The sequence below is a fragment of the Paractinoplanes deccanensis genome, from assembly GCF_016862115.1.
GTDB classification, from domain to species: domain Bacteria; phylum Actinomycetota; class Actinomycetes; order Mycobacteriales; family Micromonosporaceae; genus Actinoplanes; species Actinoplanes deccanensis.
In genome coordinates this window covers 40,651-65,720 of sequence record NZ_BOMI01000050.1, presented here as the reverse complement: position 1 = coordinate 65,720, position 25,070 = coordinate 40,651, and the positions used below count along the sequence as shown (strand labels likewise).

The following is a 25,070-nucleotide window of genomic DNA, read 5'->3' as shown; positions in this document are numbered from 1 at the left end:
GCGGGAGTGAGACGTTGAGCCCTTGGGGGCGAAACGCCCGAAAACCTCACTCCACCCCCGAAAGGGCCGCCAACCGATGGAAGCGTCACGCCCCGCGGATGTCTCGCACTACCTCGGTGTCTTCCGCCGGCACTGGTGGATCGCACTGATCGCGACGGGTGCCGGTCTGGGTGCGGGTGCGGCGCTGACCTCGGCGATGCCGAAGGTCTACGAGTCGTCGACCGCCGTGCTCGTGCAGGCCGTCGACCAGGACACGAACGCGCAGGGCGGTCGCACCAAGGGCTCGGTCAACCTGGACACCGAGGCCCAGCTGGTCGGCTCGGGCGCGGTCGCCGCGAAGGCCGCCACCCTGCTGCGCAGCTCCCGGTCGCCGATCGAGCTGGCCAAGGACGTCTCGGTCGAGGTGCCGGCGAACACCACCGTCCTCATGATCACCTTCAAGGCGGACACGCCGGAGGGCGCGCAGTCGGGCTCGCACGCGTTCGCCGAGGCCTATCTGCGCAACCGCGAGGAGACCGCGCAGAGCGGCCTCGACCAGCAGATCAAGACGCTCAGCGCGAAGATCAAGCAGCTCACGACGACGCTCACCGGCATCAACGCGCGGCTGGCCCGGGCCACCCGGGGCAGCTCGGACGAAAGCAACCTGCAGAGCCTGCGGCAGAACTCGCAGAACCAGCTCAACGGCATGACCGGCAAGCTGAACGAGCTCACCACCACCACGATCGGCGCGGGCAGCATCATCAGCGACGCGCGCCTGCCGGAGAGTCCGGTCAGCCCCAACGCGATGATCAACATCGCCACCGGGGGCATGCTGGGCCTGCTGCTCGGCCTGGCGCTGGCCTTCGTCCGGGAGCGGTACGACCGGCGGCTGCGCTCGGCGGCCGACGTGCGCGACCGCGGCCGCATGAACGTGCTGGCGGCGCTCGACGAGCGGACCACCCCGCATTTCGACGACGTCCTGCAGCCGTACGGTGCCGGCGGGCGCGTCTTCAACCGGCTCCGCAACGAGGTGCTCGCGACCCTGCCGCCGGAGGCCCGGATCATCGTGGTGACCGGCGCGAGCCGGGGCTCGGCCAGCACCCTGGTGGCCGCGAACCTGGCCGCCGCGCTCGCCCGTACCGGCAGCGATGTGGTCCTGATCGGCGCGCACCTGCCGGACAGCGTCGTGGACGCCGCGCCGCTCGCCCGGATGCTCGGCATCTCGGCCGTGCCGGGCCTGTCCGACCTGCTCGCCGGCCGCGTCGGCCTGAACCGCGCGCTCCAGCGCACCCCGCGCATCCCGTCGCTGCGGGTGATCACCACGGGGGGCGCGGCGACCGCGGCCGGGCTGATGCAGTCGCAGCGGCTCAAGGACACCCTGGACACGCTGCGCGGGCAGGGCGGCTACGTGGTCATCGAGGCGCCGTCGACGGCGAGCAGCGCGGACGCGCAGAGCCTGGCCAGCCTGGCCGACGCGGCGATCCTCGCGGTCGAGCTGCGCCGGTCGCGCCGGCCCGCCCTGCTCGACGCGGCGGAGCAGTTGCGGCGCGTCGGCACCCCGCTGCTGGGCGCGGTCGTGCTGCCGCACCTGACCAACCTGCGCACGGCCGAGCCCACCGCCCCCGCCGTGACCCTGACGCCCCCGCCGGCCACCCCGGACGGCCCGCGCCCCGACGACACGGCGGTGCTCACCGCGCCGCAGCGCTTCCCGACCAACACCGTGTCGGCGGCCGAGAAGGCGGCGCTGCGCCAGCGTGACGCGAACAGCACCGAGGAGATCACCGCGGTGATCGACATGTCGGGCGCGGTGAAGGATCCCGCCAAGGACGGCGACAAGAAGTGACCCAGACGGCCCCCACCCCGGCGCGCGTCGCGGGCGGGGCGGCGCACGGTGCCCCGAAGAGGCGGGACCTGCCGGCCTGGCCGGTGGCGAGCATCCTGGCGTTCTACCCGATCTGGTGGGCGCTCGGCCTCGGCGTGCTGATCTTCGCGCTGATGGCCGTGCCGATGCTCTTCCTGCTGATCCGGCGCCGCGCCGCCGGCCGGCCGCTGCGGCTGCCGCCCGGCTTCGCCTGGTGGGCGATCTTCCTGGCCGCCGTGGTGATCAGCATCGGGGCGCTCGGCGCCGACCCGGCCGGCACGGTGGCCGAGCACGCGACGAGCCGCCTGCCCGCGGTCGGCTACAAGGCGATCATGTACGCCTCGCTGACCGTCCTGCTCGTCTACGCGGGCAACCTGACCGAGGCCGAGCTGCCGAAGCGCCGGCTGGTGCGCCTGCTCGGCTGGCTCTTCGTGGTGACCGTGCTGGGCGGGCTGCTCGGCATGGTGGCGGGCACGTTCGAGTTCACCTCGCCGGTCGAGTGGCTGCTGCCCTCGGGCGTGCGCAACAAGGGCTTCGTGCAGTCGCTGGTGCACCCGTACGCGGCGCAGATCATGGACATCGTCGGCGAGGGGCAGCCCCGGCCGGCCGCGCCGTGGGGCTACACCAACACCTGGGGCAACAACTTCTGCCTGCTGGTGGGCTGGCTGATCGTCGCGGCGTGGCGGTTCGGCACGGGCAAGGCCCGGTTCTGGGCGGTCGTCTGCCTGGCCGTGTCGATCGTCCCCGCCGTGGTCTCGCTCAACCGGGGACTGTGGATCGGCATCGGCGTGCTGGCCGTCTACGTGGCCGCCCGCTACGTGCTCGCCGGCAAGCTCTGGATCCTCGGCGCGGTGGCGGTGGCCGGCGCCCTGCTCGCCGTCACCCTCGTCGCCACCCCCCTCGGCGACGTGGTCGGCGCCCGGATGGACAACGGCAAGTCCAACGGCGTGCGCTCGTTCCTCGTCGAGCGCGCGCTCGACGGCTTCACCGGCTCGCCCGTGATCGGCTACGGCGGCACGCGCAACACCCTCGGCGGCCGCAACTCGATCACCGTGGGCGAGAGCGCCGGCTGCGAGCGCTGCGGCAACTTCACCGTCGGCGGCAACGGCCAGCTGTGGCAGCTCCTCTACGCGCACGGCGCGGTGGGCACGGCCGGCTATCTCGGCTTCTTCGCGTACGGCCTGTGGCGCTTCCGCCGCGACCGCAGCGCGATCGGGGTGGCGGGCAGCGCCGCGATCGTCTCCTCGTTCTCCGCGATGCTCTGGTACAACTCGCTGGTCACCCCTCTGGCCTTCACGGTTCTGGCCTTCGCGCTGCTCTGGCGCAATTCATCCGAGGGGGATACGACGACATGAGTCCGGTCAAGACGGCGCCCGCCGAGCTGACCGCCGGCGACGCGGAGCTGCGCACGCGGTACCTGACCGAGGTGCTCGATCTGCTCTACCCGCAGCCGTGCCGCACCGACGGCTCGCCGGGCACCCCGATCGCGGAATACCTCGTGGTGCCGGACGCCCGGCGGCCGCGCCTGCTGGTGCCGGCGATGTCGCGCCGGGTCGCCGCGTCGGCGGTGCGCCGGTACGCCGAGCCCCAGTCACGCGCGGCCCGCCTCAAGCGCGAGGCCGTGGTCGCCGCCGTGCGCACCGGCGCCTCCGGCGTGCTGCTGCGCGACCGCATCCGGGTCACCGGCCCGTACTCGCAGTGCATCGACGGCCACCTCAGCGAGGCGCTCGGCCGCGAGCTGGCGGTCAGCGTCCACATCGGCCCGGCGCGCGCCAACCGCAAGCCGGTGCTCCAGCTGCTCAGCCCGGACGGGGAGACCTTCGGCTTCACCAAGCTCGGCACCGGCCCGCTCACCCAGCACCTGGTGCGCGCCGAGGCGGCCGCGCTGACCGCGCTCGGCAACAGCGGGCTCACCAAGCTGACCGTGCCGCGGGTGCTCCACGCCGGCGAGTGGCGCGGCCTCCAGGTGCTGGTGCAGTCGGCGCTGCCGGTCTGGCTGCCGCGCGCGCCGCTGAGCCGGCGGCGCCTGGTCGCCGCGATGCTCGACATCGCCGGCTGCTGCGGCTACACCACCGGGGCGCTGTCGGGCAGCGCGTACTGGCACGAGCTGCGTGGCCGGCTCGCCGCGGTGAGCGACCGGCCCGAGGGCGTCGGCCTGGCGTCGGCGGCCGAGATGCTCGTGCGGCGCGGCGGCGACCTGGTCTTCCGCTACGGCGCGTGGCACGGCGACTGGGCGCCGTGGAACATGGCGAACCTCGCCGACGCGCTGCTGGTCTGGGACTGGGAGCGGTTCGCGACCGGGGTGCCGCTGGGCTTCGACGCCATCCACCACGAGCTCCAGAAGCGCATCCAGTCGACCGGCGACGCCCGCGACGCCGTCGAGGCCACCGTCCGGCGCGCGGGCGAGCTGCTCGCCCCGTTCGGCGTGCTCCCGCAGGGCCGCGAGGTGACCGCCCTGCTCTACCTGGTCGACCTCGCCACCCGATATCTGACCGACCGCCAGGCCGAGGCCGGCGCCCGTCTGGGCGTGCTCGGCACCTGGCTGCTCCCGGTGCTGATCCGCCGGGTCGAGGAGCTCTGACATGGACGTACGCAACATGCCGGCGCCGATGAAGCGCGTGGTGCACCTGGGCTCGCGCTCCTACGGCCGGCTCACCGCGCCGGGGCGGATGACGCCGTCGTTCCTCATCTGCGGCGGGCAGCGCTGCGGCACCACCTCGCTCTACCGCGCGCTGGCCGGGCACCCGATCGTGCTCAAGGCCGTGCTGCACAAGGGCGTGCACTACTTCGACACGTCGTACGGGCGCGGGATGGGCTGGTACCGCGCGCACTTCCCGCTCACGCGCAGCGCCGACAAGATCGCCGATCGGTACGGGGTGCAGGCGCAGACCTTCGAGTCGAGCCCGTACTACATGTACCACCCGCAGGCGGCCGCCCGGATCGCGCGCGACCTCCCGTACGCGAAGCTGCTCGTCCTGGTCCGCGACCCGGTGGAGCGCGCCTATTCGCAGCACCACCACGAGGTGGCCCGCGGCTTCGAGACGGAGCGCGACTTCGGGGCGGCGCTGGCGCTGGAGCCGGCCCGCCTGCACAAGCAGGAGGAGAAGCTCGCCGAGGACCCCGAGTACTACAGCTTCAGCCACCAGCACCACGCCTACCGCGCGCGCGGCGAATATGCCCGCTACCTGAGCGTGATGGCGCAGCACGTGGGCCGGGAGCGGATCCACGTGGTGGAGAGCGAGCGCTTCTTCGCCGAGCCGGAGCCCGTCTACGACGAGGTGTGCGAGTTCCTGGGCCTGCCCAGCTATCTGGAGCGGCCGGCCTTCGAGCGGCACAACGCCCGCCCCCGGCAGGCCGACATGGACCCGGCGCTGCGCCGCGAGCTCACCGACTACTACCAGCCGCACGACGAGGCCCTGGCCCGATGGCTGGGACGCATGCCGATCTGGCGCCGCGCGGCATGACGCCGGTTCTCGAGAGATCCGGTGCGACCGAGGCGGCCGCGCGGGGCGGGCTGGCCACCATGGCCGGGTCGGCGCTGGCCGGCGGCACGGGCGTGGTGGTCACCTGGATCGTCGCGCGCTCGCTCGGCGCCGAGCAGGCGGGTGCGTTCTTCGCGGCGACGGCCGCCTTCGTGCTGGCCGGAGGGCTGGCGAAGCTGGGCACACAGACCGGGCTGGTCTATTGGCCGGCGCGGCTGCGCGCCACCGGCCGGGCCCACCTGCTCGGCGCCTGCCTGCGGGCCGGGCTCGTGCCGGTCGCGGTGGTCTCGGTGCTGCTCGCCGCGGCGATGTGGCTGACCGCGCCGGTGATCGCCCGGGTCACCGCGCACGACGCCGGGCACGTCGTCGAGGCGCACACCGCGGGGCTGCGGGTGCTGGCCGCCTTCCTGCCCCTCCAGGCGCTGACCGACGCGCTGCTCACGGCGACGCGCGGCTACCGGGCGATGCGGCCGACCGTGATGCTCGACCGGATCGTGCGCAGCGCGCTCCAGCTGGTGCTCGTGGGCGCCGCCGGCGTGGTGGCCCTGTGGACCGCGGGCTCGCTGCCGGGGTTCGCGCTCGCGTGGGTGGCGCCCTATCTGCCGGTGACGGTGCTTTCGGCGTACGGCCTGAGAAGGGTCTATCGCGCGGGAAAGCCGCCCGGGGTGACCACCCGCCGGGCCGAGCGCAGCGGCCTCCGCCGGGACTTCTGGCGCTTCACCGGGCCGCGGGCGCTGGCGAGTGTGGCGCAGCTGGCGCTGCAACGGGTCGACGTGCTGCTGGTGGCGGCGCTGGCCGGTCTCGCCCCGGCCGCCGTCTACGCCGTAGCGGGGCGATTTGTCGTCTTGGTGCAGTTCGCGAACCAGGGGATCTCCCAGTCGGTGCAGCCGCGGCTCGCCGAGGCGCTGTCCACAGGGGACCGGCGCGGCGCCAACCACCTCTACCAGACGGCGACCGGCTGGCTCGTGCTCGTCACCTGGCCGGTCATCCTGCTGGTGATCCTCTTCGCGCCGCTGTGGCTGCGGCTCTTCGGCGAGCACTACGCCACCGAGGGCCGGGTCGTGGTCGCGGTGCTGGCCGGCGCGATGCTCGTCGCCACCGGCTGCGGCATGGTCGACATGGTCCTCGCGATGGCCGGGCGCACCTCGTGGAACCTCGCGAACGTGCTGATCGCGCTGGCCGTCACGATCGGGCTCGACGTGCTGCTGATTCCCCGGTACGGCGCGCTCGGCGCCGCCATCGGGCTGGCCTGCGCGATGGTCGCGAACAACCTGCTGCCACTGATCCAGGTCGGCCGCGCGGTGGGGCTGCACCCGTTCGGCCGGGGCACGCGGGCGGCGGCGCTGCTCGCGGTGTGCTGCTTCGGCGCACTCCCCCTGACCGTCACGACGATCGCCGGGACCGGCGGCACGGGCCTGACCCTCGCGGCGCTCGTGGCCGTCCCGGCCTACTGCGGCGGCGCCTGGCTGCTGCGCGAACGCCTTGCTCTGGACGCCTTCACACCTTCCAGGAGGACGAGATGACCACGGACTACACCAAGGTGTTCCAGGACACCGAAGCGGTCGAGAAGTACGAGAACGTCACCTACGCGCCGGACAGCTACGCCTCGCAGATCAACGACCGGCAGCAGGACTACCTGCGCACGCTGGTGCGGCGCGAGTTCGGCCCGTTGGCGCCGGTGCAGCACGACTTCGCCTGCGGCACCGGGCGGGCCATCCGCATCCTGCACGGGCTGGTCCGCGAGGCGCACGGCTACGACACGTCGGCCGAGATGATGGCGAAGGCGGCGGAGGTCGGATCGCGCGCCAACTGGCATCAGGTGGCGCCGGACGGGCCGGTGCCGCACCCGGTGCCGGCGGGCTTCCCGGCGATCGTGACGATGTTCCGGCTGCTGCTCAATGTGGACTCCGCCGTCCGGGAGCGGGCTCTGGCGTTCGCCGCGAAGGCGCTGCCGAGCCGGGACTCGGGGGTGCTGGTCGTGGAGAACCACGGGAACTCCGGCTCGGTGCGGCACCTGCGCGCCCGGCGGCATCGCGGCGAGAGGTGGTTCGCGGAGCTGTCGCACGAGGAGGTGGCGTCGCTCTTCGAACGCCACGGCTTCGAGATCGTGGAACGCCGCGGCTTCTCGATGATCACGCCGTCCCTGCACGGCAACCCGGTCGCCCGCGCGGCGGACGCGGCGGCGCGCCGGCTGCCCGGCAGCGACGCGTACGCCGTGAACGTTCTCTACACCGCCCGCCGTGTCCATGCGTAAGGTTCTCGCCGCCCTCCTCGCCCTTCTCGTCCTCTCCAGCTGCTCGTTCGGGGAGGACAAGAAGGAAGAGTCACCACCCGCGCCGCCCGATCTGTCGGCGCCGCCGGCCCCGGTCGCGGTGCGGCAGGGGCCGTTCGCGTCCGGGCCGGTGAAGGCGCCGCGCCGCGGGGCGCTGGTCGGTGCGTGGATCAAGCCGGACGCGCTCACCCACGTCGGCCGCCTCGCCGCGGTCGACAGCCTCCAGGCCGACCTGGGGCGCCGGTTGAGCATCGTCAACACGTACCGCCGGTTCGAGCAGATGGTCGGCACGCCGTCCGACAAGGAGTTCCTCGCCCGCGGCGCCACGCTGATGGTCAGCTGGGCGACCGGCGACAACCGGTCCATCCTGGACGGCGAGCACGACGAGCTGATCCGCAAGCAGGCCAAGGCCATCCGCAAGATCAAGGCACCGGTGCTGCTGCGCATGCGCTGGGAGATGGACCGGCCCAACCTGCGCGCGACGATGTGGTCCGGCGCCGACTACGTGGCCGCCTGGAAGTACGTACGGAAAATCTTCCAGGAGGAACGCGCCACGAACGTCTCGTGGGTCTGGTGCCCGACCGCCGAGGGCTTCATCCGCGGCGACGCCCCCGGCTTCTACCCCGGCGACGACCAGGTCGACTGGACCTGCGTCGACGTCTACGCCGGCGAGCGCTTCGAGCCGATCGGCGACCTGATGGGCCCGTTCCTGCGCTGGGCGGCGCAACGCCCCAAGCCCATCGTGATCGGCGAGTTCGGCGTCGCGAAGGCGTGGGGCTCGGCCGGCCGCGCGGCCTGGCTGAAGGACGCGGGCCGCACCTTCAAGGCCAACCCGCAGATCAAGGCGATCGCCTACTTCGAGTCCGACCCCGAGGGCAACGGCCCGAACAAGCAGTTCCAGCTCACCGGGGACAAGGCCGCGTTCAGGGCCTTCCACCGGCTGGTGCGGGACCCGTACTTCAATCCCTGACCGCCTCGAGGAACTCCAGCCGGTTCCCATGATCGTCCCGCGAGTAGAACCGCCGGTGGCCCGGAAAATGAGGATCCCACTCAACCGGGCGACCGGCGGTTCTCAGCCTCTCCGCCAGCCCCTCAAGGCCGCTGACTCGTACGCCCGGATGCGCCCTGGTGGCCGGAGCAAAATCGGGCACGGGGCTGACATGCACCTCCCACCCGCCACCCCGAAACCAGCACCCACCGCGCGCCGCCAGGGCGGGCGGCTTGGCGAGCTCGGTCATGCCCAGAACGTCGGAGTAGAAGCGACGGGCCACATCCTCCCCGCCGGGCGGACACAACACCTGAACGTGATGAAGACACTCGAACGCGAAGGTCATCCCAGCACCCTACATGCAAACCGTACGTACGTCTTGCTATAGGTGACGGGCTGACGGCGATCGAATCGACATGACCCGGCTGCCGTGCACCTACCACCTGCCCGCATCCACGGGCCTGCCAGCGTCCCCACCGGCTCACCTACGGGCCATCGAGACATCTGCTTCCGCACGCCCTCACCGCGGGTCCGGCGACACACCTGCCCGGCGGGAACTGCCACCTCCCACCCATCTCGGCTGACCCTTTCCTACGCCCCCACCCGCTGGCCCGCCGACAACCCGCCCGCCGGCAACTGCCACCTCCCACCCATCCACCCGCCTGCCCCTTCCCTACGCCCCCACCCATCCACCCGCCTGCCCCTTCCCTACGCCCCCACCCACCGGCTCGATGGCACCTGCCCGCAGAGCTACCGTCGGCCCGTTGCCGTCGCCCTCGCGTCTGCCTATCCGCTCACCCGGGTGGCGCTGTCCGCCCCCGTCCGCCCGCCCCGCGCACCATTGGCCGCGCGAACGCCCGGGTCGGCTACGCGCACGCCCGGGCCGACCACGCCCACGCCCGGGCCGACCACGCCGACGCCCTGCTGGCCGCACCCCCTCACAATCTGGCAATTCCGGCAGCCGCCGCAGCTTGACAATTGCATTGGCGCAACGAGCTCGGAACAATACCGATTGCCTGAAATTGGCATGATTCAAAACTGACGTGCACGGCCCTCGTTGCGGGAAAATAGCTCATGCGGCAGCTACAGTTCTTCACCTCAGCTCAATTGGCCACGATGAGGGACCGCACCAGGTCTCGCAACTACTCCCCCGAGCGTGAGGAATTCCGCCGAGACCATCAACGCCGCCGTTATTGGGGCCTGAAACAGCGCCACGCCGAAAAGATGCGGCGCAACCACGGTTCGGTGGCGGCCGCAGAGGCTTACTGCCGCGCGCGCTGCGAGCAGTTGCGCGCGTCAGCCGCGTCAGCCACGCCTACGCCAGCCGCGGAGCCGCGCGCGGCGCAGCCGGCCACGAAGAGTCAGATGGCCGGCCCCGCAACCCCAACTCCGCGGCCGACCGGCACCCACGGGCCACGAGGTTGCAGGCCGCAGTCGCCGCAGGCCGCGTGTGTGCAGGGCACCTCCACGCGAGGGACATGCGCGCCAGACATTTCCACACAGGACGGCCGCGGTCGGATCACGCGCACACATAACGCGGCCGCACAGGCCACAACCGCGCAGGCCATACGGGCACAAGACCCGGAGCCCCGGGCCGCTCGCACACAAAACACAACCGCGCAGGCCATACGGGCACTAGACACGGAGCCCCGGGCCGCTCGCACGCAAAACACAAGCGCGCAGGCCATACGGGCACTAGACACGGTGGCCCAGGCCGCGCGCATACAAGGCGCAACTGCCCAGGCCGCCGGCGAGCCAACCCGGGGCGAGGCTGCATCGTCGTCCGCGTCCACGCATTCCGCGGCGCGGTGCAGCACACCGCGGCGACGCACGGCGTGGCAGACCGCAACGGCACGAGAGGCCAAGGCCGCGCCGATTGGTGACGACGCCGCGAGTGACTACGCCGTGCCAGTCGAGAGCGACTCGGAGGGCCCGGCGGAGGTCGCACTTCCCCGACCGGCTGTTCACGCAACCAGCCGACCGCGCAGGTCGAGGCCGGCGCCATCTTCCCGACCAGCAGCCGCCCCACCCGGCCGGTCACGCACATCGACTCCGATGCCGTGGAGTTGTTCGGCTGCATCCGGCCACGGGGGTCGGTATCAGGCCGGTGTGAGTTTCGCGCCGACGCCCGGCTCACGATTACATTATCGGTTCGGCGAGGGCTCTATACCATTCATTCATCCGCGCATTCGGGCCGGCATCCGAAAACGCGGATCGCGCATCCACTCTTGCGGGAGGGCTAAACGATTTCACCGACCGCCGATGACAAGCCGGGAGTTCGGCAACGTGCGAAATGCTCGGGCGCGCCGCTTCGGCAGGCTGTCGGCGGAAGGAAGAGGACGCACACACATCGTCGCCGGCAGGGATCAGCCAGCCGGAATCAGCCCGCAGGGGTCGGCCGGCAGGGATCAGCCAGCCGGATCAGCCGGCAGGATCAGCCGGCCGGGATCAGCCGGCCGGGATCAGCCAGCAGGGTTGGCCGGCAGGGGTCGGCCGGCAAGGGCCGGCGGGGGTTGGCCGGCGGGATCAGCGGGTTCGGGCTCGTTGGCCTGGGGCCTGGGCCAGCAACCGCAGGGCGTAGGGGGCGTCGTGGCGTAGGTAGCGGCTTGCCAGGCGGCGGGGCTCTGTTCCCAGGCGGTGGGCCCATTCCAGGCCGGTTCGTTGCATCCAGCGGGGGGCTCGGTCCACGTCGCCGGCTACGAAGTTGACTGCGGCGCCGCAGCCGATGAACCAGGACTGGGGGAGGGTGGCGCGGAGGCGGGTGATCATGCGTTCCTGTTTGGGGTAGCCAAGGCCCACGAAGACCAGGTCGGGGCGGGCGTCGGCGACCTTGGCGCAGAAGTCCTCGTACAGCAGCGGGTCGTTGTCGAAGCCGAACGGTGGGCAGAGCGTGCCGGCGATGCGCAGGCCGGGGCATTCGGCGGCCAGGCGGTCGGCGGCTCGGGTGGCGCCGTCCTTCTCGTTGGCCTTCGCGGGGGCGCCGCCGATCACGTAGACGGAGCGGCGGTCGCGGCCCAGGCCCTCCGAGAGGGACCAGATCAGGCTGCTTCCGGCCACCCGCTCGGGCAGGGGGCGCCCGCCGAGGCGGCTCGCCCAGACCAGGGGCATGCCGTCGGCGACGATCAGGTCGGCGTCGTTCAGGTGGCGGCGGCATTCGGCGTCGCCCTGCGCGCGGCGCAGGATGTCGACGTTCGGCGTGATGATCCGGCCGCCCCGGCCGCGGGTCAGGGCCTCGCGCACCACGGCGACGACCTCCGCCTCGGTGATCCGGTCGATGCCCGTGCCGTCCAGGTGGACCCGGTCGAACGCCTCGATTGTCACGCAACGCCTCCTTCAGGCTTGTTCGCTCGTTATAGGAGCGAAACGAGCGAAGGTGGGCAAGAGTGGCACGCGTGGTATTCCTGGGCGGATTAGGACGAAGTGGGACAACGCTCGTCGAACGTCTGCTCGGTGAACTTCCCGGGGTCCGCGCGCTCGGCGAGGTCGTCCACCTGTGGCAGCGCGACGTCCGCGACGACGAGCGCTGCGGCTGCGGGTCCCGCTTCTCCGGCTGCGCCTTCTGGCGCCGGGTCGGGCAGGAGGCCTTCGGCGGCTGGCACACCGTGGACGTCGACCGGGTGCACGCGCTGCGCGACGCGGTCGAGCGCACCCGGCACATCCCGCGCCTCGCGACCGCGGCCGAGGCTCCCGACGAGGTGCACGAGTACGCGCGGTTCTACGCCCGGGTGTACGCGGCCGCCGCCACGGTCTCCGGAGCCGAGGTCGTCGTCGACTCGTCCAAGCATTCGGCGCTCGCCCACGTGCTGCGCTGGGCCGGCGACATCGACCTGCGGGTGGTGCACGTCGTGCGGGACGCGCGCGGCGTCGCGTACAGCTGGACCAAGCGTGTCGCCCGGCCCGAGACCGACGGCGCCGACGAGATGACGCGCTACTCCCCCGGGCGCTCGGCGATGCTCTGGAACGCGCACAACGCCGCCTTCGGCCTGCTCGCCAAGCGGGGCGTGGCCGTGCACCGGGTGCGCTACGAGGAGCTCCTGGCGAGCCCGCGGTCCGAGCTGCTCAAGATCGGCGACTTCGCGGGGCTGCGACTGCTGCCGTCCGATCTGGACTTCCTCGGCGACGGCTACGCCGATCTCGGCGTGGGGCACAGCGCGGCCGGCAACCCGATGCGCTTCACCGTCGGGCGGCTCCAGCTGCGCCGCGACGACGCCTGGGTGACCTCGCTGCCCGCCAAGCAGCGGCGCCTGGTTGGCGCGGTGTGCGCGCCGATGCTGCGCGCGTACGGATATCCGCTCCTGAAGGAGGAGACCCGATGAACTGGCCGTCCGTGGGCGTCGTCATCCCCACCCGCAACCGGCCGGAGCTGGTGCGCAAGGCGATCGCCTCGGTGCGCGACCAGCGCTACCCCGGCGAGATCAAGGTCCTGGTGGTGTACGACCAGACGGAGCCCGACTACCTGCTCGCCTCGACCGAGGGCGTCCAGGTGCTCGTGCTGACCAACTGGCGCACGTCGGGACTGGCCGGCGCGCGCAACACCGGCATCCTGGCGCTGGACACCGAGTACGTGGCCTTCTGCGACGACGACGACGTGTGGCGGCCGGACAAGCTGCGCCGTCAGGTCGCCGCGCTGCTCGCCGAGCCCGAGGCCGAGTTCGCCACGTGTGCGATCGAGGTCGAGTACGAGGGGAAGACCACCGCACGCCTCGCCGGGCGCAGCCGGGTCACGGTCGACGAGCTGGCCCGGTCGCGGATGGCGATGCTGCACTCGTCGTCGTTCCTGATCCGCCGCGCGGCGCTCGCCGAGGACGCCGTCGGCCTGGTCGCCGAGGACGCGCCGGGCAGCCAGAACGAGGACTGGGACCTGCTGCTGCGCGCGGCTCGCCGGGCGCCGATCGTGCACCTCGACGAGCCGCTGGTCCGCGTGCTGTGGGGTCGCACCTCGCACTACGCGTACGAGTACGCCACCAAGATCAGCTCGCTGCGCTGGATGATGCAGCGCCACCCGGAGATCAGCGGCTGCCGTCCGGGCGCGGCGCGGGTGTACGGGCAGCTCGCCTGCTGGTCGGCCGCCACCGGCAACCGCAGCCAGGCGTGGCAGTTCAGCAAGGAGGCGGTACGGGCGAACTGGCGCGAGCCTCGTACCGCCATCGCCCTCGCCGCGATGACCGGGGCGGTCAAGGTCGAGAACGTGCTGTCGGCGCTGCACAAGCGCGGCCGAGGTATCTGACCTCACTGCGCGGCCACTCTTTCGGTCACGCCCGATCACAAGGTAGTGTTCGGGCGTGTTCGAATTAGTGCGGTTCCTCTGATGCTGGCGCAGCAGCGCCAAGCCGCGATCCTCGACCGGGTCCGTGCCGCCGGCGGCGTGCGAGTCAGTGAGCTGGCCGCCGAGTACGGCGTCTCGGACATGACGATCCGCCGTGACCTCGAGTCGCTGGCCGATCGCGGCCTGCTCGCGAAGGTACACGGCGGAGCGACGACCGTCAGTCCAGGCTCCGCGCACGAACCCGGCTTCGCGGCGAAGAGCGTCCGCCAGCGCGCCGAGAAGTCCGCCATGGCCATGCGCGCCGCCGCGATGGTCTCCCCCGGCGACGCGATCGCGCTCTCCGCGGGGACCACGACGGCCGAGCTCGCGCAGCGCCTCGTCGACGTGCCGTCGCTGACCGTGGTGACCAATTCGATCCCGGTCGCCGACGTCTTCTACCGCGCCGGCCGGCCCGACCAGACCGTCGTGCTCACCGGCGGCACCCGTACCCCCTCGGACGCTCTGGTCGGCCCGGTCGCCGTCGCGGCGATCGGCACCCTCCACCTGGACATGCTCTTCCTGGGCGTGCACGGGATGAGCGAGCGCGCCGGCTACACCACGCCCAACCTCATGGAGGCCGACGTCAACCGCGCCCTCGTCGAGGCCGCCGAGCGTCTGGTCGTGCTCGCCGACCACACGAAGTGGGGAACCGTCGGGATCAGCTCGATCGTGCCGCTGGGGCGCGCCGACGTGCTGATCACCGACGACGGGCTGGACGAGCAGGCCCGGGCATTGCTGAGCGAAACAGTTCCAGAACTTGTGATGGTGAGTGGCCAGTGACCTTCAAGAGCCGCACGGCGATCCGTCTCTCCGACGGTCGTGAGCTGATCTACTTCAACGAGGAGGAGGGCTCGCACCGGGCCGAATACCCGGACACCCGGCAGCTCCCGCCTCCGCCGCCCACCTCGCAGCTGCGCTACGACCCCCTGGTCGACGAGTGGATCGCGGTCGCGGCCCACCGCCAGACCCGCACGTTCCTGCCGCCGAGCGACGCGTGCCCGCTCTGCCCGGCGAAGCCCACGTTCGCCGGCGAGATCCCGGCGCCCGACTACGACGTGGTCGTCTTCGAGAACCAGTTCCCGTCCTTCAGCGACCGGGTGGCCCCCGGCGAGGTCGACGAGATCAACCCCATGGTCCCGGTACGCCCGGGAGTCGGCCGCTGCGAGGTCGTCTGCTTCACGAGCGACCACAACAGCTACTTCGGCGCCCTGACGCCGGCCCGCGTCCGTACGGTGGTGGACGTCCTCGCCGACCGCACGGCCGAGATCTCGGCGATGCCCGGCGTGGCACAGGTCTTCCCGTTCGAGAACCGCGGCGTGGAGATCGGCGTGACGCTGCATCACCCGCACGGGCAGATCTACGCGTACCCGACCGTGCCGCCGCGCACCAAGCTGATGCTGGCCGCGGCCGCCCGCTACCTCTCCCGCACGGGAAACGACCTTTACACCGACGTGCTGGCCGCCGAGCGGGAGCAGGGCACGCGGATCGTCGGCGCCAACGAGCACTGGACGGCCTTCGTGCCGGCGGCGGCCCGGTGGCCGTTCGAGGTGCAGATCGCGCCGCACCGCAAGGTCGCCGACATCCCCGCCCTGTCCGACCAGGAGCGCGACGCGTTCGGCCCGCTCTACCTCGACGTGCTGAAGCGCTTCGACGGCCTGTTCGGCAAGCCGATGCCGTACATCTCGGCCTGGCACCAGGCGGTCGTCGGCGAGGGCCGCGACCTGGGCTACCTGCATCTCCAGCTGTTCAGCATCCGCCGCGCCGCGGACAAGCTGAAGTTCCTGGCCGGCTCCGAGTCCGCCATGGGCTACTTCGTCAACGACATCGTCCCCGAACGGGCAGCCCAGCTCCTCCGCGACGCCGCCTGACGGTCCCTCCGCTCGCGCCTTCGCCACCGCGAGGCGCCGCAGCTTCCCTTCCTCTTTTCCGCCTTCTCGCAGAGCGGCGAGGCCTTCGGGGCGGAGAAGAGGGGCGGGGGTCCCGGGACAGGGGACCCCCGCTGGGAAGGGACGGCAGGCGCAAGGTGGTGGGCGCCCACGTGGCCGGCACTTCACCGAGAGAACCGATCGGCGCCCGGGACAAGGCGGCCGGATCGGTGGGCGACCCCTCGATGTCGCGCGGCCCATCCGTTCTGCTTGGAAAACGAGGCCCGTAACCAGTGGTTACGGAATCAAACATGCGATTTGTCGCATGTCACGAATTCCTTGAGAACCGGCGCCGATACTCCGCCGGCGAGACCTCGATGGCCCCGAGGAACGCTCGCCGCATGGCCTCCGGCGTGCCGTATCCGGCGGCCTTCGCCACCTCGGCGACCCCGTCCGTCGTCTCCTCCAGCAGGCGCCGGGCCGTCTCCAGCCGTACGCGGTCCACGTACCGTCCCGGCGAGATCCCGGTCTCCGCCGCGAAGGCGCGGGCGAACTGCCTCGGCGACAGGTTCGCGTGCGCGGCCAGCGCCGTCACCGAGAGATCCGCCTCCGGATGCTCGATGATCAGCCGTTGCACGTCGCGCAGCGGCTCCCGATGCGCCGTCTGCGCCGAGAGCTGCGCGCTGAACTGGGCCTGGTTGCCGGGCCGCCGCAGGAACATGACCAGCGCGCGGGCGACCATCAGCGCCGCGTCCCGTCCCAGGTCCTCCTCGACGAGCGCCAGCGCCAGATCGATCCCGGCGGTGACCCCCGCCGACGTGAAGACGCCGCCGTCCCGTACGAAGATCGGGTCCGGCTCGACGGTCACCTCGGGGTAGCGCTTGGCCAGCGTCGCGCAGTAGTGCCAGTGGGTGGTGGCCCGGCGCCCGTCGAGCAGGCCCGCCTCGGCGAGCAGGAACGCCCCCGTGCAGACCGACATGACGCGCTTCGGCCGGTCGCCGTTGCGGCGCAGCCACTCCACGACCTCCGGCGGCGGCAGCCGCGTGCCCGCTCCGCCCGGAACCACGAGCGTGTCGGGCGGGCCGGCGCCCAGCGGGCCGCCGTTAAGCGGGCCGTCGTTCGGCGGGCCGCCGTCCAGCGGGCCGCCGTCCAGCGGGCCGTCGTCCAGCGGGCCGTCCGGGATCAGGGTCAGGCCGCTCGACGTGCGGACGGGGCGGCCGCCGGGGCTCGCCGTCGTGACCCGGTAGGCGCCCGCGTTGGCGAACACCTCGACCGGCCCGCTGACGTCGAGGCTCTGCACGCCGTCGAAGAGCAGCACTCGTACGTGATGCACCCACCCATCGTCGCCCACCAATGCCACAGGGCCGCCGGCTTCACGCCGGCGGCCCTGTGGCTATTGCGAGATCAGGCGAGCTTGCGCGCCAGGTTCTCGTCGAGCGCGTTCATGAACTCGTCGGTCGAGAGCCACGGCGCGTCGCGCGAGATGAGCAGCGCCAGGTCCTTGGTCATCTGGCCGCCCTCGACGGTCTCGACGCAGACCCGCTCGAGCGTCTTGGCGAACTCGGTCACCTCGGGGGTGCCGTCCAGGACGCCGCGGTGCTTGAGGCCGCCGGTCCAGGCGAAGATCGAGGCGATCGGGTTGGTCGAGGTCTTCTCGCCCTTCTGCCACTGGCGGTAGTGCCGGGTGACAGTGCCGTGCGCCGCCTCGGCCTCGACGGTCTTGCCGTCCGGGGTCATCAGCACGGAGGTCATCAGGCCGAGCGAGCCGAAGCCCTGCGCCACGGTGTCGGACTGCACGTCACCGTCGTAGTTCTTGCAGGCCCAGACGTAGCCGCCCTCCCACTTGAGCGCGGCGGCGACCATGTCGTCGATCAGCCGGTGCTCGTAGGTGAGGCCGGCCTCCTTGAACTGCTCGGCGAACTCGGTCTCGAAGATCTCGGCGAACAGGTCCTTGAACCGGCCGTCGTACGCCTTGAGGATCGTGTTCTTGGTCGACAGGTAGACCGGGTAGTTGCGGGCCAGGCCGTACCGGAACGAGGCGCGCGCGAAGTCGCGGATCGACTCGTCGTAGTTGTACATGCCCATGCCGACGCCGCCGGCCGGGAAGTCGGCCACGTGGAACTCGATCGGCTCCGAGCCGTCCTCGGGCGTGAAGGTCATCGTGAAGCGGCCGGCCTTCGGGGCGACGAAGTCGGTCGCCTTGTACTGGTCGCCGTGGGCGTGACGGCCGATGATGATCGGCTTGGTCCAGCCCGGCACCAGCCGCGGCACGTTCTTCATGATGATCGGCTCACGGAAGACGACGCCGCCGAGGATGTTGCGGATGGTGCCGTTGGGCGACCGCCACATCTTCTTGAGGCCGAACTCCTCGACGCGGGCCTCGTCCGGGGTGATCGTCGCGCACTTGACGCCGACGCCGTGCCGCTTGATGGCGTTGGCCGCGTCGATGGTCACCTGGTCGTCGGTCTCGTCGCGGTACTGGATCGACAGGTCGTAGTACTCGAGGGGGACATCGAGGTAGGGCAGGATCAGCTGCTCCCGGATCTGCTTCCAGATGATCCGGGTCATCTCGTCGCCGTCGAGCTCCACGACCGGGTTTGTGACCTTGATTTTCGCCATTCGGCCGGCGCTCCTCTCCCGAAAACCATGCTTTAGCAGTACGAGCGTACTGCAGGGCCGTTGAAGATCATCGGTCGCCCCCGACCGGGATTTACCCGGATCGCCCCAACCAGTTTGCCCGCTGGTCGGCCCCTTGTACCGGAAACCGGGTGGCATCGAGGAATGTCACTACGACAGAAGCTCAGCCAGCCGATCGGCCGCCGCCTGCTCCTCTCCGGCGCCGCCGGGGCGGTGGCCACCGGGCCACTGCTGCTCAACCCCACCGCGGGGTACGCGCACACCAGCACCACGCTGCCGTCCGACGTCTTCGGGCTCGGCGTGGCCTCGGGCGACCCGCTGCCGGACGCGGTGGTGCTCTGGACCCGCCTGCACGGCGCCGTCCCGGACCGGGCCGTACCCGTCGAGTGGGAGATCGCCGCCGACCCGCTCTTTCGCAAGGCGCGCCGCTCCGGGGTCACCGCGGCCCTGCCCTCGCTGGGCCACTCGGTGCACGTGGACGTGCGCGGGCTGCGGCCGGACGCGGAGTACTTCTACCGCTTCCGCGTCGCCGGCCAGATCTCGCCCGCCGGGCGCACGCGCACCGCGCCCGCCGCCTCGTCGCAGCCGCGGCACCTGCGGTTCGCCTTCGCCAGCTGCCAGGATTACCAGGCCGGCTTCTACACCGCCTACCAGCACCTGGCCCAGGAGGACCTCGCCTTCGTCGCGTTCCTCGGGGACTACATCTACGAGGGACCGAGCAACCCGGCGGCGCCCCGCCAGCACGAGGGCACCGACGAGCCGTACACATTGGAGCAGTACCGCAACCGGCACGCCCAGTACAAGAGCGACCCGGACCTGCGGGCGGCGCACGCCGCCTTCCCGTGGATCGTCACCTTCGACGACCACGAGGTCGACAACAACTGGGCCGACGAGATCCCGCAGGACCCCGAGCTCCAGACGCCTGCCGCTTTTCGAGCTCGCCGGATCGCGGCCTTCCAGGCCTACTACGAGCACATGCCGCTGCGCCGCTCGTCGCTGCCGCGCGGGCTGGACATGCAGCTCTACCGCCGCTTCCGCTACGGGTCGCTGGCCAGCGTGCACGTGCTCGACACCCGGCAGTACCGCAGTGACCAGCCGGCCACCCTGGAGGCGGCCCAGGACCCGGCGCTGAGCATGACCGGCCCCGAGCAGGAGAGCTGGCTGGTGAACGGGCTGCGCCACTCCGGAGCCCGCTGGAACCTGCTCGCCAACCAGGTGATGTGGGCGCAGAACGACCGCAAGGCCGGTCCCGAGCAGGTATTCGACTTCGACAACTGGGACGGGTACCGCGCGCAGCGCACGCGACTGCTGAAGCTCTTCCGCCGCGTGGACAACCCGGTGGTGCTGACCGGCGACCGGCACTGCACGTGGGTGAGCGACCTGCGCCCGAACTTCGACGACCCGTCGGCGCCGGTCGTCGGCGCCGAGATCACCGGCACCTCGATCACCTCGGGCGGCAACGCGAACACGGCGTCCTTCCACGCCACCTACGACCCGATCATGGCGGAGAGCCCGCACTGGCGATACATCGACAACCAGCGCGGATATGTGGTCTGTGACGTCACGCGCGAGCGCATGGTGAGCAGCCTCCGTCTCGTCGACACGGTCTGGGCCCCGACGGCCTCCGTGCGCACGGCAGCGGATTTCGTCGTGGAGTCGGGCCGCCCGGGCATCGCCGAGGTGATCGAGCGGGCGACGCCCACGGCCGCCGCGAAGGGCGCCCAGCGGGCCTACGACGTTATCGACGACCAGGCGGCCGGCCGCTAGTTATCCACAGCCCCGGGTTGTCCACAGATACGAGATCGGGGGCGCGGCGCCGGCCGCGTCCCCGGCAGAATCGCGGCATGCCACTCACTCAAGCCGTCGGCCGGCTCACCGTCATCGCCCTGGACGACGCCCAGGGGCCCTACTTCCGGCCCCGGGCCGAGGCTTTCCCCGACGCGACAGCCGAGCAGTGGGCGGCGGCCGACCGGGCCGATCCGGCCGTGGTGACGCCCGAGGGCGAGTGGGTGCTGCCCTTCCGCAGCTACGCGATCCGCCACGGCGACGGCCCGGTCACCCTGGTCGACGCCGGCATCGGCCCGGCCGGCGCGCTGGCGGCCGACTGGGCGCCCGTGCCCGGCCGGCTGCCCGAGGCGCTGGCCGAGGCCGGCGTGCGGCCCGGCGACGTCGAGACGATCGTGCTCACCCACCTGCACAACGACCACATGGGCTGGGCCGTCCCCCGCGACTCGCCGTTCACCAGGGCACGGGTCATCGCGCAGCGGGCCGACGTCGATCTCTACGAGGCCCATCGCCACGAGGCGGGCCAGTTCGACCTGCTGGTCGAGCCGCTGCGCGCCGAGGGGCGCCTCCAGGAGCTCGACGGCGACCTCGACCTGGGCCCGGGCCTCCGGGTGGTCGCCACGCCCGGTCACACGCCGGGCCACCAGTCGGTGCTGGTCACCGATGGCGACGACAGCCTGCTGGTCACCGGCGACCTGCTCGTGCACGCCGTCCAGCTGATCGACCCGGGCCTGGCCTACGCGGGCGACGGCGATCCGGCGCGGGCGCGGTCCAGCCGGGAGCGCGCGTTGGAGGAGGCGGCAAAGAGAGGCTCGACCCTGGCCGTGTCCCACTTGGGTGAGCCGTTCCGCAAGCCCTGAGCCGCGCCGCCACCCCACAGCCGCGCCGCCATCCGCGCAGCCTCGCCGCCACTGCCACCGCGCCGGGCCAAGCGGGCAGCGGGCGGGCCGGACGACCGTCGGCCGGGAGCCGGGGACGGGGCTCCTGCGGTTGGGGGCGGGGCTCGCCCGTACAAGCAAGAAGGCCGGACCACGACGGCCCGGCCTTCTCCTCCTTGCGACTACAGGGAGGCGACGTCCGCCTGCTTGGCGCGGACGGCCTCGGCGGCCTCCTTGAGGCCGGCGAGCTCGGTGTCGGTGAGCTTGTCCTCGACGACCTTCTTGATGCCCTGGGCGCCGAGCTCGGCCTCGACGCCGAGGTAGACGCCGGAGATGCCGTACTCGCCGTCGACCCAGGCGCAGACCGGCATGACCTCGCCGGAGTCCTCGACCACGGCCTTGGCCATGCGGGCGGCGGCGGCCGACGGGGCGTAGTAGGCCGAACCGGTCTTGAGCAGGGCGACCACCTCGGCGCCGCCGTTGCGGGTGCGCACGACGAGCTCCTCGATCTTCTCGGCGGGGAGCAGGTCGGACAGCGGCTTGCCGTCGACGGTGCAGCGCGACGGGACCGGGACCATGGTGTCGCCGTGCGAGCCGAGGGTCAGCGCCTTGACGCTCTTCACCGGCACGCCGAGGGTCTCGGCGATCGAGTTGGTGAAGCGGGCGGTGTCGAGCACGCCGGCCTGGCCGAAGACGCGGTTCTTCGGGAACTGGGTGGCGATCTGGGCGAGCGCGGTCATCTCGTCGACCGGGTTCGACACGACGATGACGACGGCGTTCGGGGCGTACTTCGCGATGTTCTCGGCGACCTGGCGCACGATCTTGGCGTTGACCTCGAGCAGGTCCATGCGGCTCATGCCGGGCTTGCGGGGCAGGCCCGCGGTGACCACGACGACGTCCGAGCCCTCGATGGCCTCGTAGCCCTCGCCGTTGGGGCCGGTGGTGACGCCGACGACCTTGGTCTCGAAGCCCTCGATCGGCCGGGACTGGTTCATGTCGAGCGCCAGACCGGCCGGCTTGCCGTCGATGATGTCGGTGAGCACCACGGTGTCGAAGATGTCGTACTCGGCCAGGCGCTGCGCGGTCGTCGACCCGTAGAAACCGGCGCCTACGACGGTTACCTTCTTGCCCATAGCTCTTCCACTCCCAAGTCCGGGCGGATTTTCCGCGAACGTATCAGTCGGTTAACGCCACGTTTCGGCCTGGTCGGCTGAACGCGAAGTAAGCCACTCCCCTATTCCCGCACGAGAGCGCCGTACGCGGTGGCGAACTGCACCGCCTGCGCCATGTCGATCGTCGCGCCGGTCACGTCGACGTCGCGCAGCTGGACGCCGTCGAGGTCGGCGCCGCGCAGGTCGGCGCCCTTGAGCACGGCCTTCGCCAGCCGGGCGTGGGAGAGGTCGGCGTCGCGCAGGTCGGCGCGGGTCAGGTCGGCACCGGTCAGGTCCGCCTCCCGCAGCCGCAGGCCGGTCAGCGCCGCGCCGGTGAGGTTCTGCCCGCGCAGCGACACGAAACCCCAGTCGCCGCCCTCGACCCTCAGCGGCCGCAGCCCGCAGTCGAGGAACTGGGTGCCGGTCAGCTTGCAGCCGGCCAGGGTCGCGTCGAAGAACGAGCAGCGCTGCATCGACGACTGCATGATCGCGACGCTGGACAGCACCGCCGCGTTGAAGCGGACGTTGCCGAAGGTGCAGTTGGTGAAGACGCAGCCGGTGAGGCGCGCCTCCGACCAGTCGACGTCGTGGAACGCGCAGTCCTCGTACCGGACGCCGGTGACCTCCTCGAGCGCCCAGTCGGCGCCCGAGAAGGTCCTGTCCTGCACGAGGAGGCCGGACATCAGCCGTGGTAGAAGTGCCGCGTCCCGGTCAGGTAGACCGTCATGCCGGCCTTCTCGGCGGCCTCGATGACCAGGCTGTCGCGGATCGAGCCGCCCGGCTGCACGACCGCCTTGACGCCGGCCGCGATCAGCACCTCGAGCCCGTCGGGGAACGGGAAGAACGCGTCGGACGCGGCCACGCTGCCCTTGGCCCGGTCGGCGCCGGCCCGGTTGACCGCGAGGTGCGCCGAGTCGACCCGGTTGACCTGGCCCATGCCGACGCCGACCGTGGCGCCGTCCTTGGCCAGCAGGATCGCGTTGCTCTTCACGCTGCGGATCGCGCGCCAGGCGAACGCCAGGTCGGCGAGGTCCTCGGCGGAGGCCGGCTCGCCGGTCGCCAGCTCCCAGTTGGCCGGGTCGTCGCCGGGCGCGTCGATGCGGTCGGCCTGCTGCACCAGGGCGCCGCCGCCGATCTGCTTGACCTCGGCACGCGGCGGGTTCCACGCCGGGGCGGCCAGCACGCGCAGCTTCTTCTTGGCCCGGAAGATCTCGAGCGCCGCCGGCTCGTAGGACGGCGCGACGATCACCTCGGTGAAGATGCCGTCGAGCTGCTTGGCCATCGCCTCGGTGACCTCGCGGTTGACCGCGATGACCCCGCCGAACGCCGAGACCGGGTCGCAGTCGTTGGCCTTGCGGTGCGCCTCGGCCACGTCGGCGCCGACCGCGATGCCGCACGGGTTGGCGTGCTTGATGATCGCCACGCACGGCTCGGTGAAGTCGTTGGCGCTGCGCCAGGCCGCGTCCGCGTCGACGTAGTTGTTGAACGACAGCTCGCCGCCGTGCAGCAGCTCGGCCTGGGCCAGCCCGGCCGGCGCGCCCGGGTCGAGGTAGAGGGCCGCCTGCTGGTGCGGGTTCTCGCCGTACCGCAGCGTGTTCTGCTTGGTGAGCGCCAGGCCGGCGAACTCGGGCCAGCCGGCCTCGCCGACCAGGGTCGTGGCGGTCCAGTTGGCCACCGCCACGTCGTACTCGGCGATGTCGGCGAAGGCCCGGGCCGCGAGCGCCCTGCGCTGCGGCAGGGTGAAGCCACCGGCGGCGAGGGCCTCCTTCACCAGCGGGTACGCCTCGACGGCCGTGACGACCGCGACCGACGGGTGGTTCTTGGCCGCGGCGCGGACCATCGCGGGCCCGCCGATGTCGATCTGCTCGACGCACTCGTCGACGCTCGCGCCCGACGCCACCGTCTCGGTGAACGGGTAGAGGTTGCTCACCAGCAGGTCGAACGGCTCGATCTCGAGCTCGGCGAGCTGCTGCTCGTGCGCCGGCAGGCGGAGGTCGGCGAGCAGGCCGGCGTGCACCCGCGGGTGCAGCGTCTTGACCCGGCCGTCGAGGCACTCCGGGAAGCCGGTCAGCTCCTCGACCCGGGTGACCGGCACGCCGGCGCCCTCGACCCGCGAGGCGGTCGAGCCGGTGGAGACGATCTGCACCCCGGCCGCGTGCAGCGCCTGGGCGAGCTCGACCAGGCCGGTCTTGTCGTACACGCTCAGCAGCGCGCGGCGGATCGGGCGGCGCCCCTCGGCGTCCGAACTCATGGAATGCGTACCTTCCTGTCCTGGATGGTCCAGCCCTCGCGGACCAGCCGGCCGACGTAGTCGACGAGCTGGGCACGCTCCGCCACCTTGATGCGCTCGGTCAGCGTCTCCTCGGTGTCGTCGTCGAGCACGGGAACCGCGACCTGGGCGATGATCGGGCCGGTGTCGACGCCGGCGTCGACGAAGAAGAGGGTCGCCCCGGCGATCTTCACGCCGTAGGCGAGCGCGTCGCGCGGGCCGTGGATGCCGGGGAACGCCGGCAGCAGCGCGTTGTGCGTGTTGATGTAGCGGTCGCCGAAGGCCGCCAGGAACGCCGGGCCGACCAGCTTGAGGAAGCCGGCGGAGACGACCAGGTCGGGTTTGTGCTCGGCGACGTGGCTGGCGAGGGCCGCGTCCCAGTCGTCGCGCGTCTCGTACGCCTTCACCGAGTCGACGAAGGTCGGCACGCCGGCGGCCTTGGCCCGGTCGAGGCCGGCGATGCCGTCGCGGTCGGCGCCCACCGCGACGACCTGAGCGCCGTACGCAGGATCGGCGGTGGCGTCGAGCAGGGCCTGGAGGTTGCTGCCCGAGCCGGAGACGAGGACGACCAGGCGGGCGGGCGCGGGGTCGGTCACCT

21 protein-coding genes are annotated in these 25,070 nt (G+C 71.9%); 13 read left to right on the top strand and 8 right to left on the bottom strand.

Annotated elements, in window-relative coordinates:
- The first annotated feature begins 76 nt into the window (after positions 1 to 76).
- From Ade02nite_RS13950 to Ade02nite_RS13920, 7 genes are read left to right on the top strand one after another with little or no spacing between them, the layout of a single operon-like run.
- Positions 77 to 1,822 (top strand): Wzz/FepE/Etk N-terminal domain-containing protein, encoded by a 1,746-nt coding sequence (locus Ade02nite_RS13950; RefSeq protein WP_203762057.1) that lies wholly within the window; start codon positions 77 to 79, stop codon positions 1,820 to 1,822.
- Positions 1,819 to 3,195 carry a hypothetical protein gene (locus Ade02nite_RS13945; protein WP_203762055.1) on the top strand — a complete coding sequence of 459 codons (1,377 nt, stop codon included), beginning with the start codon at positions 1,819 to 1,821 and terminating at the stop codon, positions 3,193 to 3,195. Before Ade02nite_RS13950 ends, Ade02nite_RS13945 begins: the two co-directional genes overlap by 4 nt.
- A complete protein-coding gene (locus Ade02nite_RS13940; protein ID WP_203762053.1) occupies positions 3,192 to 4,421 on the top strand; it encodes a hypothetical protein in 1,230 nt (409 codons plus the stop codon). Before Ade02nite_RS13945 ends, Ade02nite_RS13940 begins: the two co-directional genes overlap by 4 nt.
- A 1-nt stretch (position 4,422) precedes the next feature.
- Entirely contained in the window at positions 4,423 to 5,304 is an 882-nt protein-coding gene (locus Ade02nite_RS13935; RefSeq protein ID WP_203762051.1) for a sulfotransferase family protein, read from the top strand.
- Positions 5,265 to 6,845: a lipopolysaccharide biosynthesis protein gene (locus Ade02nite_RS13930; protein ID WP_239168738.1), complete on the top strand. Its 1,581-nt coding sequence runs from the start codon at positions 5,265 to 5,267 to the stop codon at positions 6,843 to 6,845. The genes Ade02nite_RS13935 and Ade02nite_RS13930 overlap by 40 nt, the downstream gene beginning before the upstream one ends.
- Positions 6,842 to 7,576 carry a methyltransferase domain-containing protein gene (locus Ade02nite_RS13925; protein WP_203762049.1) on the top strand — a complete coding sequence of 245 codons (735 nt, stop codon included), beginning with the start codon at positions 6,842 to 6,844 and terminating at the stop codon, positions 7,574 to 7,576. Before Ade02nite_RS13930 ends, Ade02nite_RS13925 begins: the two co-directional genes overlap by 4 nt.
- Entirely contained in the window at positions 7,569 to 8,564 is a 996-nt protein-coding gene (locus tag Ade02nite_RS13920; protein WP_203762147.1) for a glycosyl hydrolase, read from the top strand. Before Ade02nite_RS13925 ends, Ade02nite_RS13920 begins: the two co-directional genes overlap by 8 nt.
- Here the strand turns inward: Ade02nite_RS13920 and Ade02nite_RS13915 are convergent.
- Positions 8,554 to 8,928 (bottom strand): VOC family protein, encoded by a 375-nt coding sequence (locus Ade02nite_RS13915; protein WP_203762047.1) that lies wholly within the window; start codon positions 8,926 to 8,928, stop codon positions 8,554 to 8,556. The two genes, Ade02nite_RS13920 and Ade02nite_RS13915, sit on opposite strands and share 11 nt — an antisense overlap.
- Before the next feature lie 2,180 nt (positions 8,929 to 11,108).
- Positions 11,109 to 11,903 carry a WecB/TagA/CpsF family glycosyltransferase gene (locus Ade02nite_RS13910; protein WP_203762045.1) on the bottom strand — a complete coding sequence of 265 codons (795 nt, stop codon included), beginning with the start codon at positions 11,901 to 11,903 and terminating at the stop codon, positions 11,109 to 11,111.
- Positions 11,904 to 11,965: 62 nt separating this feature from the next.
- On the opposite strand from Ade02nite_RS13910, the gene Ade02nite_RS13905 reads away from it, so the two are divergent.
- The 4 genes from Ade02nite_RS13905 (at position 11,966) to galT (ending at position 15,755) form a co-directional block, all read left to right on the top strand.
- Positions 11,966 to 12,898: a sulfotransferase family protein gene (locus Ade02nite_RS13905; protein WP_203762043.1), complete on the top strand. Its 933-nt coding sequence runs from the start codon at positions 11,966 to 11,968 to the stop codon at positions 12,896 to 12,898.
- Positions 12,895 to 13,809 (top strand): glycosyltransferase family A protein, encoded by a 915-nt coding sequence (locus Ade02nite_RS13900; RefSeq protein WP_203762041.1) that lies wholly within the window; start codon positions 12,895 to 12,897, stop codon positions 13,807 to 13,809. The genes Ade02nite_RS13905 and Ade02nite_RS13900 overlap by 4 nt, the downstream gene beginning before the upstream one ends.
- Before the next feature lie 81 nt (positions 13,810 to 13,890).
- Positions 13,891 to 14,667: a DeoR/GlpR family DNA-binding transcription regulator gene (locus Ade02nite_RS13895; protein ID WP_203762039.1), complete on the top strand. Its 777-nt coding sequence runs from the start codon at positions 13,891 to 13,893 to the stop codon at positions 14,665 to 14,667.
- Positions 14,664 to 15,755, top strand: a complete 1,092-nt coding sequence (gene galT / locus Ade02nite_RS13890) for a galactose-1-phosphate uridylyltransferase (protein WP_203762037.1) — start codon at positions 14,664 to 14,666, stop codon at positions 15,753 to 15,755. The genes Ade02nite_RS13895 and galT overlap by 4 nt, the downstream gene beginning before the upstream one ends.
- 325 nt (positions 15,756 to 16,080) lie before the next feature.
- On the opposite strand, the gene Ade02nite_RS13885 is transcribed toward galT, so the two are convergent.
- Both Ade02nite_RS13885 and Ade02nite_RS13880 read right to left on the bottom strand, forming a co-directional pair.
- Entirely contained in the window at positions 16,081 to 17,085 is a 1,005-nt protein-coding gene (locus tag Ade02nite_RS13885; RefSeq protein ID WP_203762035.1) for a GlxA family transcriptional regulator, read from the bottom strand.
- Positions 17,086 to 17,156: 71 nt separating this feature from the next.
- The gene (locus Ade02nite_RS13880) at positions 17,157 to 18,371 is read right to left on the bottom strand and encodes an NADP-dependent isocitrate dehydrogenase (protein ID WP_203762034.1); all 1,215 of its coding nucleotides are present in this window, start codon (positions 18,369 to 18,371) and stop codon (positions 17,157 to 17,159) included.
- Positions 18,372 to 18,533: 162 nt separating this feature from the next.
- Here Ade02nite_RS13880 and Ade02nite_RS13875 point away from each other — a divergent pair, with 162 nt between their 5' ends.
- Positions 18,534 to 20,156 (top strand): alkaline phosphatase D family protein, encoded by a 1,623-nt coding sequence (locus tag Ade02nite_RS13875; protein ID WP_203762032.1) that lies wholly within the window; start codon positions 18,534 to 18,536, stop codon positions 20,154 to 20,156.
- 77 nt (positions 20,157 to 20,233) lie between these two features.
- Positions 20,234 to 21,034 (top strand): MBL fold metallo-hydrolase, encoded by an 801-nt coding sequence (locus Ade02nite_RS13870; protein ID WP_203762030.1) that lies wholly within the window; start codon positions 20,234 to 20,236, stop codon positions 21,032 to 21,034.
- A gap of 200 nt (positions 21,035 to 21,234) precedes the next feature.
- Here the strand turns inward: Ade02nite_RS13870 and mdh are convergent, their stop codons facing one another.
- The 4 genes from mdh to purN form a co-directional block, all read right to left on the bottom strand.
- Positions 21,235 to 22,185, bottom strand: a complete 951-nt coding sequence (gene mdh / locus Ade02nite_RS13865; protein WP_203762028.1) for a malate dehydrogenase — start codon at positions 22,183 to 22,185, stop codon at positions 21,235 to 21,237.
- A 101-nt stretch (positions 22,186 to 22,286) separates the two neighbouring features.
- Positions 22,287 to 22,886 (bottom strand): pentapeptide repeat-containing protein, encoded by a 600-nt coding sequence (locus Ade02nite_RS13860; protein ID WP_203762026.1) that lies wholly within the window; start codon positions 22,884 to 22,886, stop codon positions 22,287 to 22,289.
- On the bottom strand, positions 22,886 to 24,454 hold the full coding sequence (gene purH / locus Ade02nite_RS13855; protein WP_203762024.1) for a bifunctional phosphoribosylaminoimidazolecarboxamide formyltransferase/IMP cyclohydrolase: 1,569 nt from the start codon (positions 24,452 to 24,454) through the stop codon (positions 22,886 to 22,888). The genes Ade02nite_RS13860 and purH overlap by 1 nt, the downstream gene beginning before the upstream one ends.
- Positions 24,451 to 25,068, bottom strand: coding sequence for a phosphoribosylglycinamide formyltransferase (gene purN / locus Ade02nite_RS13850; RefSeq protein WP_203762022.1), 618 nt, complete (start codon positions 25,066 to 25,068; stop codon positions 24,451 to 24,453). Before purN ends, purH begins: the two co-directional genes overlap by 4 nt.
- Positions 25,069 to 25,070 lie beyond the last annotated feature (2 nt).

What these genes read in the sequence shown, in the direction of transcription:
- Ade02nite_RS13920 (WP_203762147.1), top strand. Translation starts at nt 7,569, where the DNA reads ATGCGTAAGGTTCTCGCCGCCCTCCTCGCCCTTCTCGTCCTCTCCAGC.
- mdh (WP_203762028.1), bottom strand. Translation starts at nt 22,185, where the DNA reads ATGGGCAAGAAGGTAACCGTCGTAGGCGCCGGTTTCTACGGGTCGACG.
- Ade02nite_RS13860 (WP_203762026.1), bottom strand. Translation starts at nt 22,886, where the DNA reads ATGTCCGGCCTCCTCGTGCAGGACAGGACCTTCTCGGGCGCCGACTGG.
- Ade02nite_RS13930 (WP_239168738.1), top strand. Translation starts at nt 5,265, where the DNA reads ATGGCTGGGACGCATGCCGATCTGGCGCCGCGCGGCATGACGCCGGTT.
- Ade02nite_RS13895 (WP_203762039.1), top strand. Translation starts at nt 13,891, where the DNA reads ATGCTGGCGCAGCAGCGCCAAGCCGCGATCCTCGACCGGGTCCGTGCC.
- Ade02nite_RS13880 (WP_203762034.1), bottom strand. Translation starts at nt 18,371, where the DNA reads ATGGCGAAAATCAAGGTCACAAACCCGGTCGTGGAGCTCGACGGCGAC.
- Ade02nite_RS13925 (WP_203762049.1), top strand. Translation starts at nt 6,842, where the DNA reads ATGACCACGGACTACACCAAGGTGTTCCAGGACACCGAAGCGGTCGAG.
- Ade02nite_RS13900 (WP_203762041.1), top strand. Translation starts at nt 12,895, where the DNA reads ATGAACTGGCCGTCCGTGGGCGTCGTCATCCCCACCCGCAACCGGCCG.
- Ade02nite_RS13875 (WP_203762032.1), top strand. Translation starts at nt 18,534, where the DNA reads ATGTCACTACGACAGAAGCTCAGCCAGCCGATCGGCCGCCGCCTGCTC.
- purH (WP_203762024.1), bottom strand. Translation starts at nt 24,454, where the DNA reads ATGAGTTCGGACGCCGAGGGGCGCCGCCCGATCCGCCGCGCGCTGCTG.
- Ade02nite_RS13870 (WP_203762030.1), top strand. Translation starts at nt 20,234, where the DNA reads ATGCCACTCACTCAAGCCGTCGGCCGGCTCACCGTCATCGCCCTGGAC.
- Ade02nite_RS13915 (WP_203762047.1), bottom strand. Translation starts at nt 8,928, where the DNA reads ATGACCTTCGCGTTCGAGTGTCTTCATCACGTTCAGGTGTTGTGTCCG.
- Ade02nite_RS13950 (WP_203762057.1), top strand. Translation starts at nt 77, where the DNA reads ATGGAAGCGTCACGCCCCGCGGATGTCTCGCACTACCTCGGTGTCTTC.
- Ade02nite_RS13935 (WP_203762051.1), top strand. Translation starts at nt 4,423, where the DNA reads ATGGACGTACGCAACATGCCGGCGCCGATGAAGCGCGTGGTGCACCTG.
- Ade02nite_RS13940 (WP_203762053.1), top strand. Translation starts at nt 3,192, where the DNA reads ATGAGTCCGGTCAAGACGGCGCCCGCCGAGCTGACCGCCGGCGACGCG.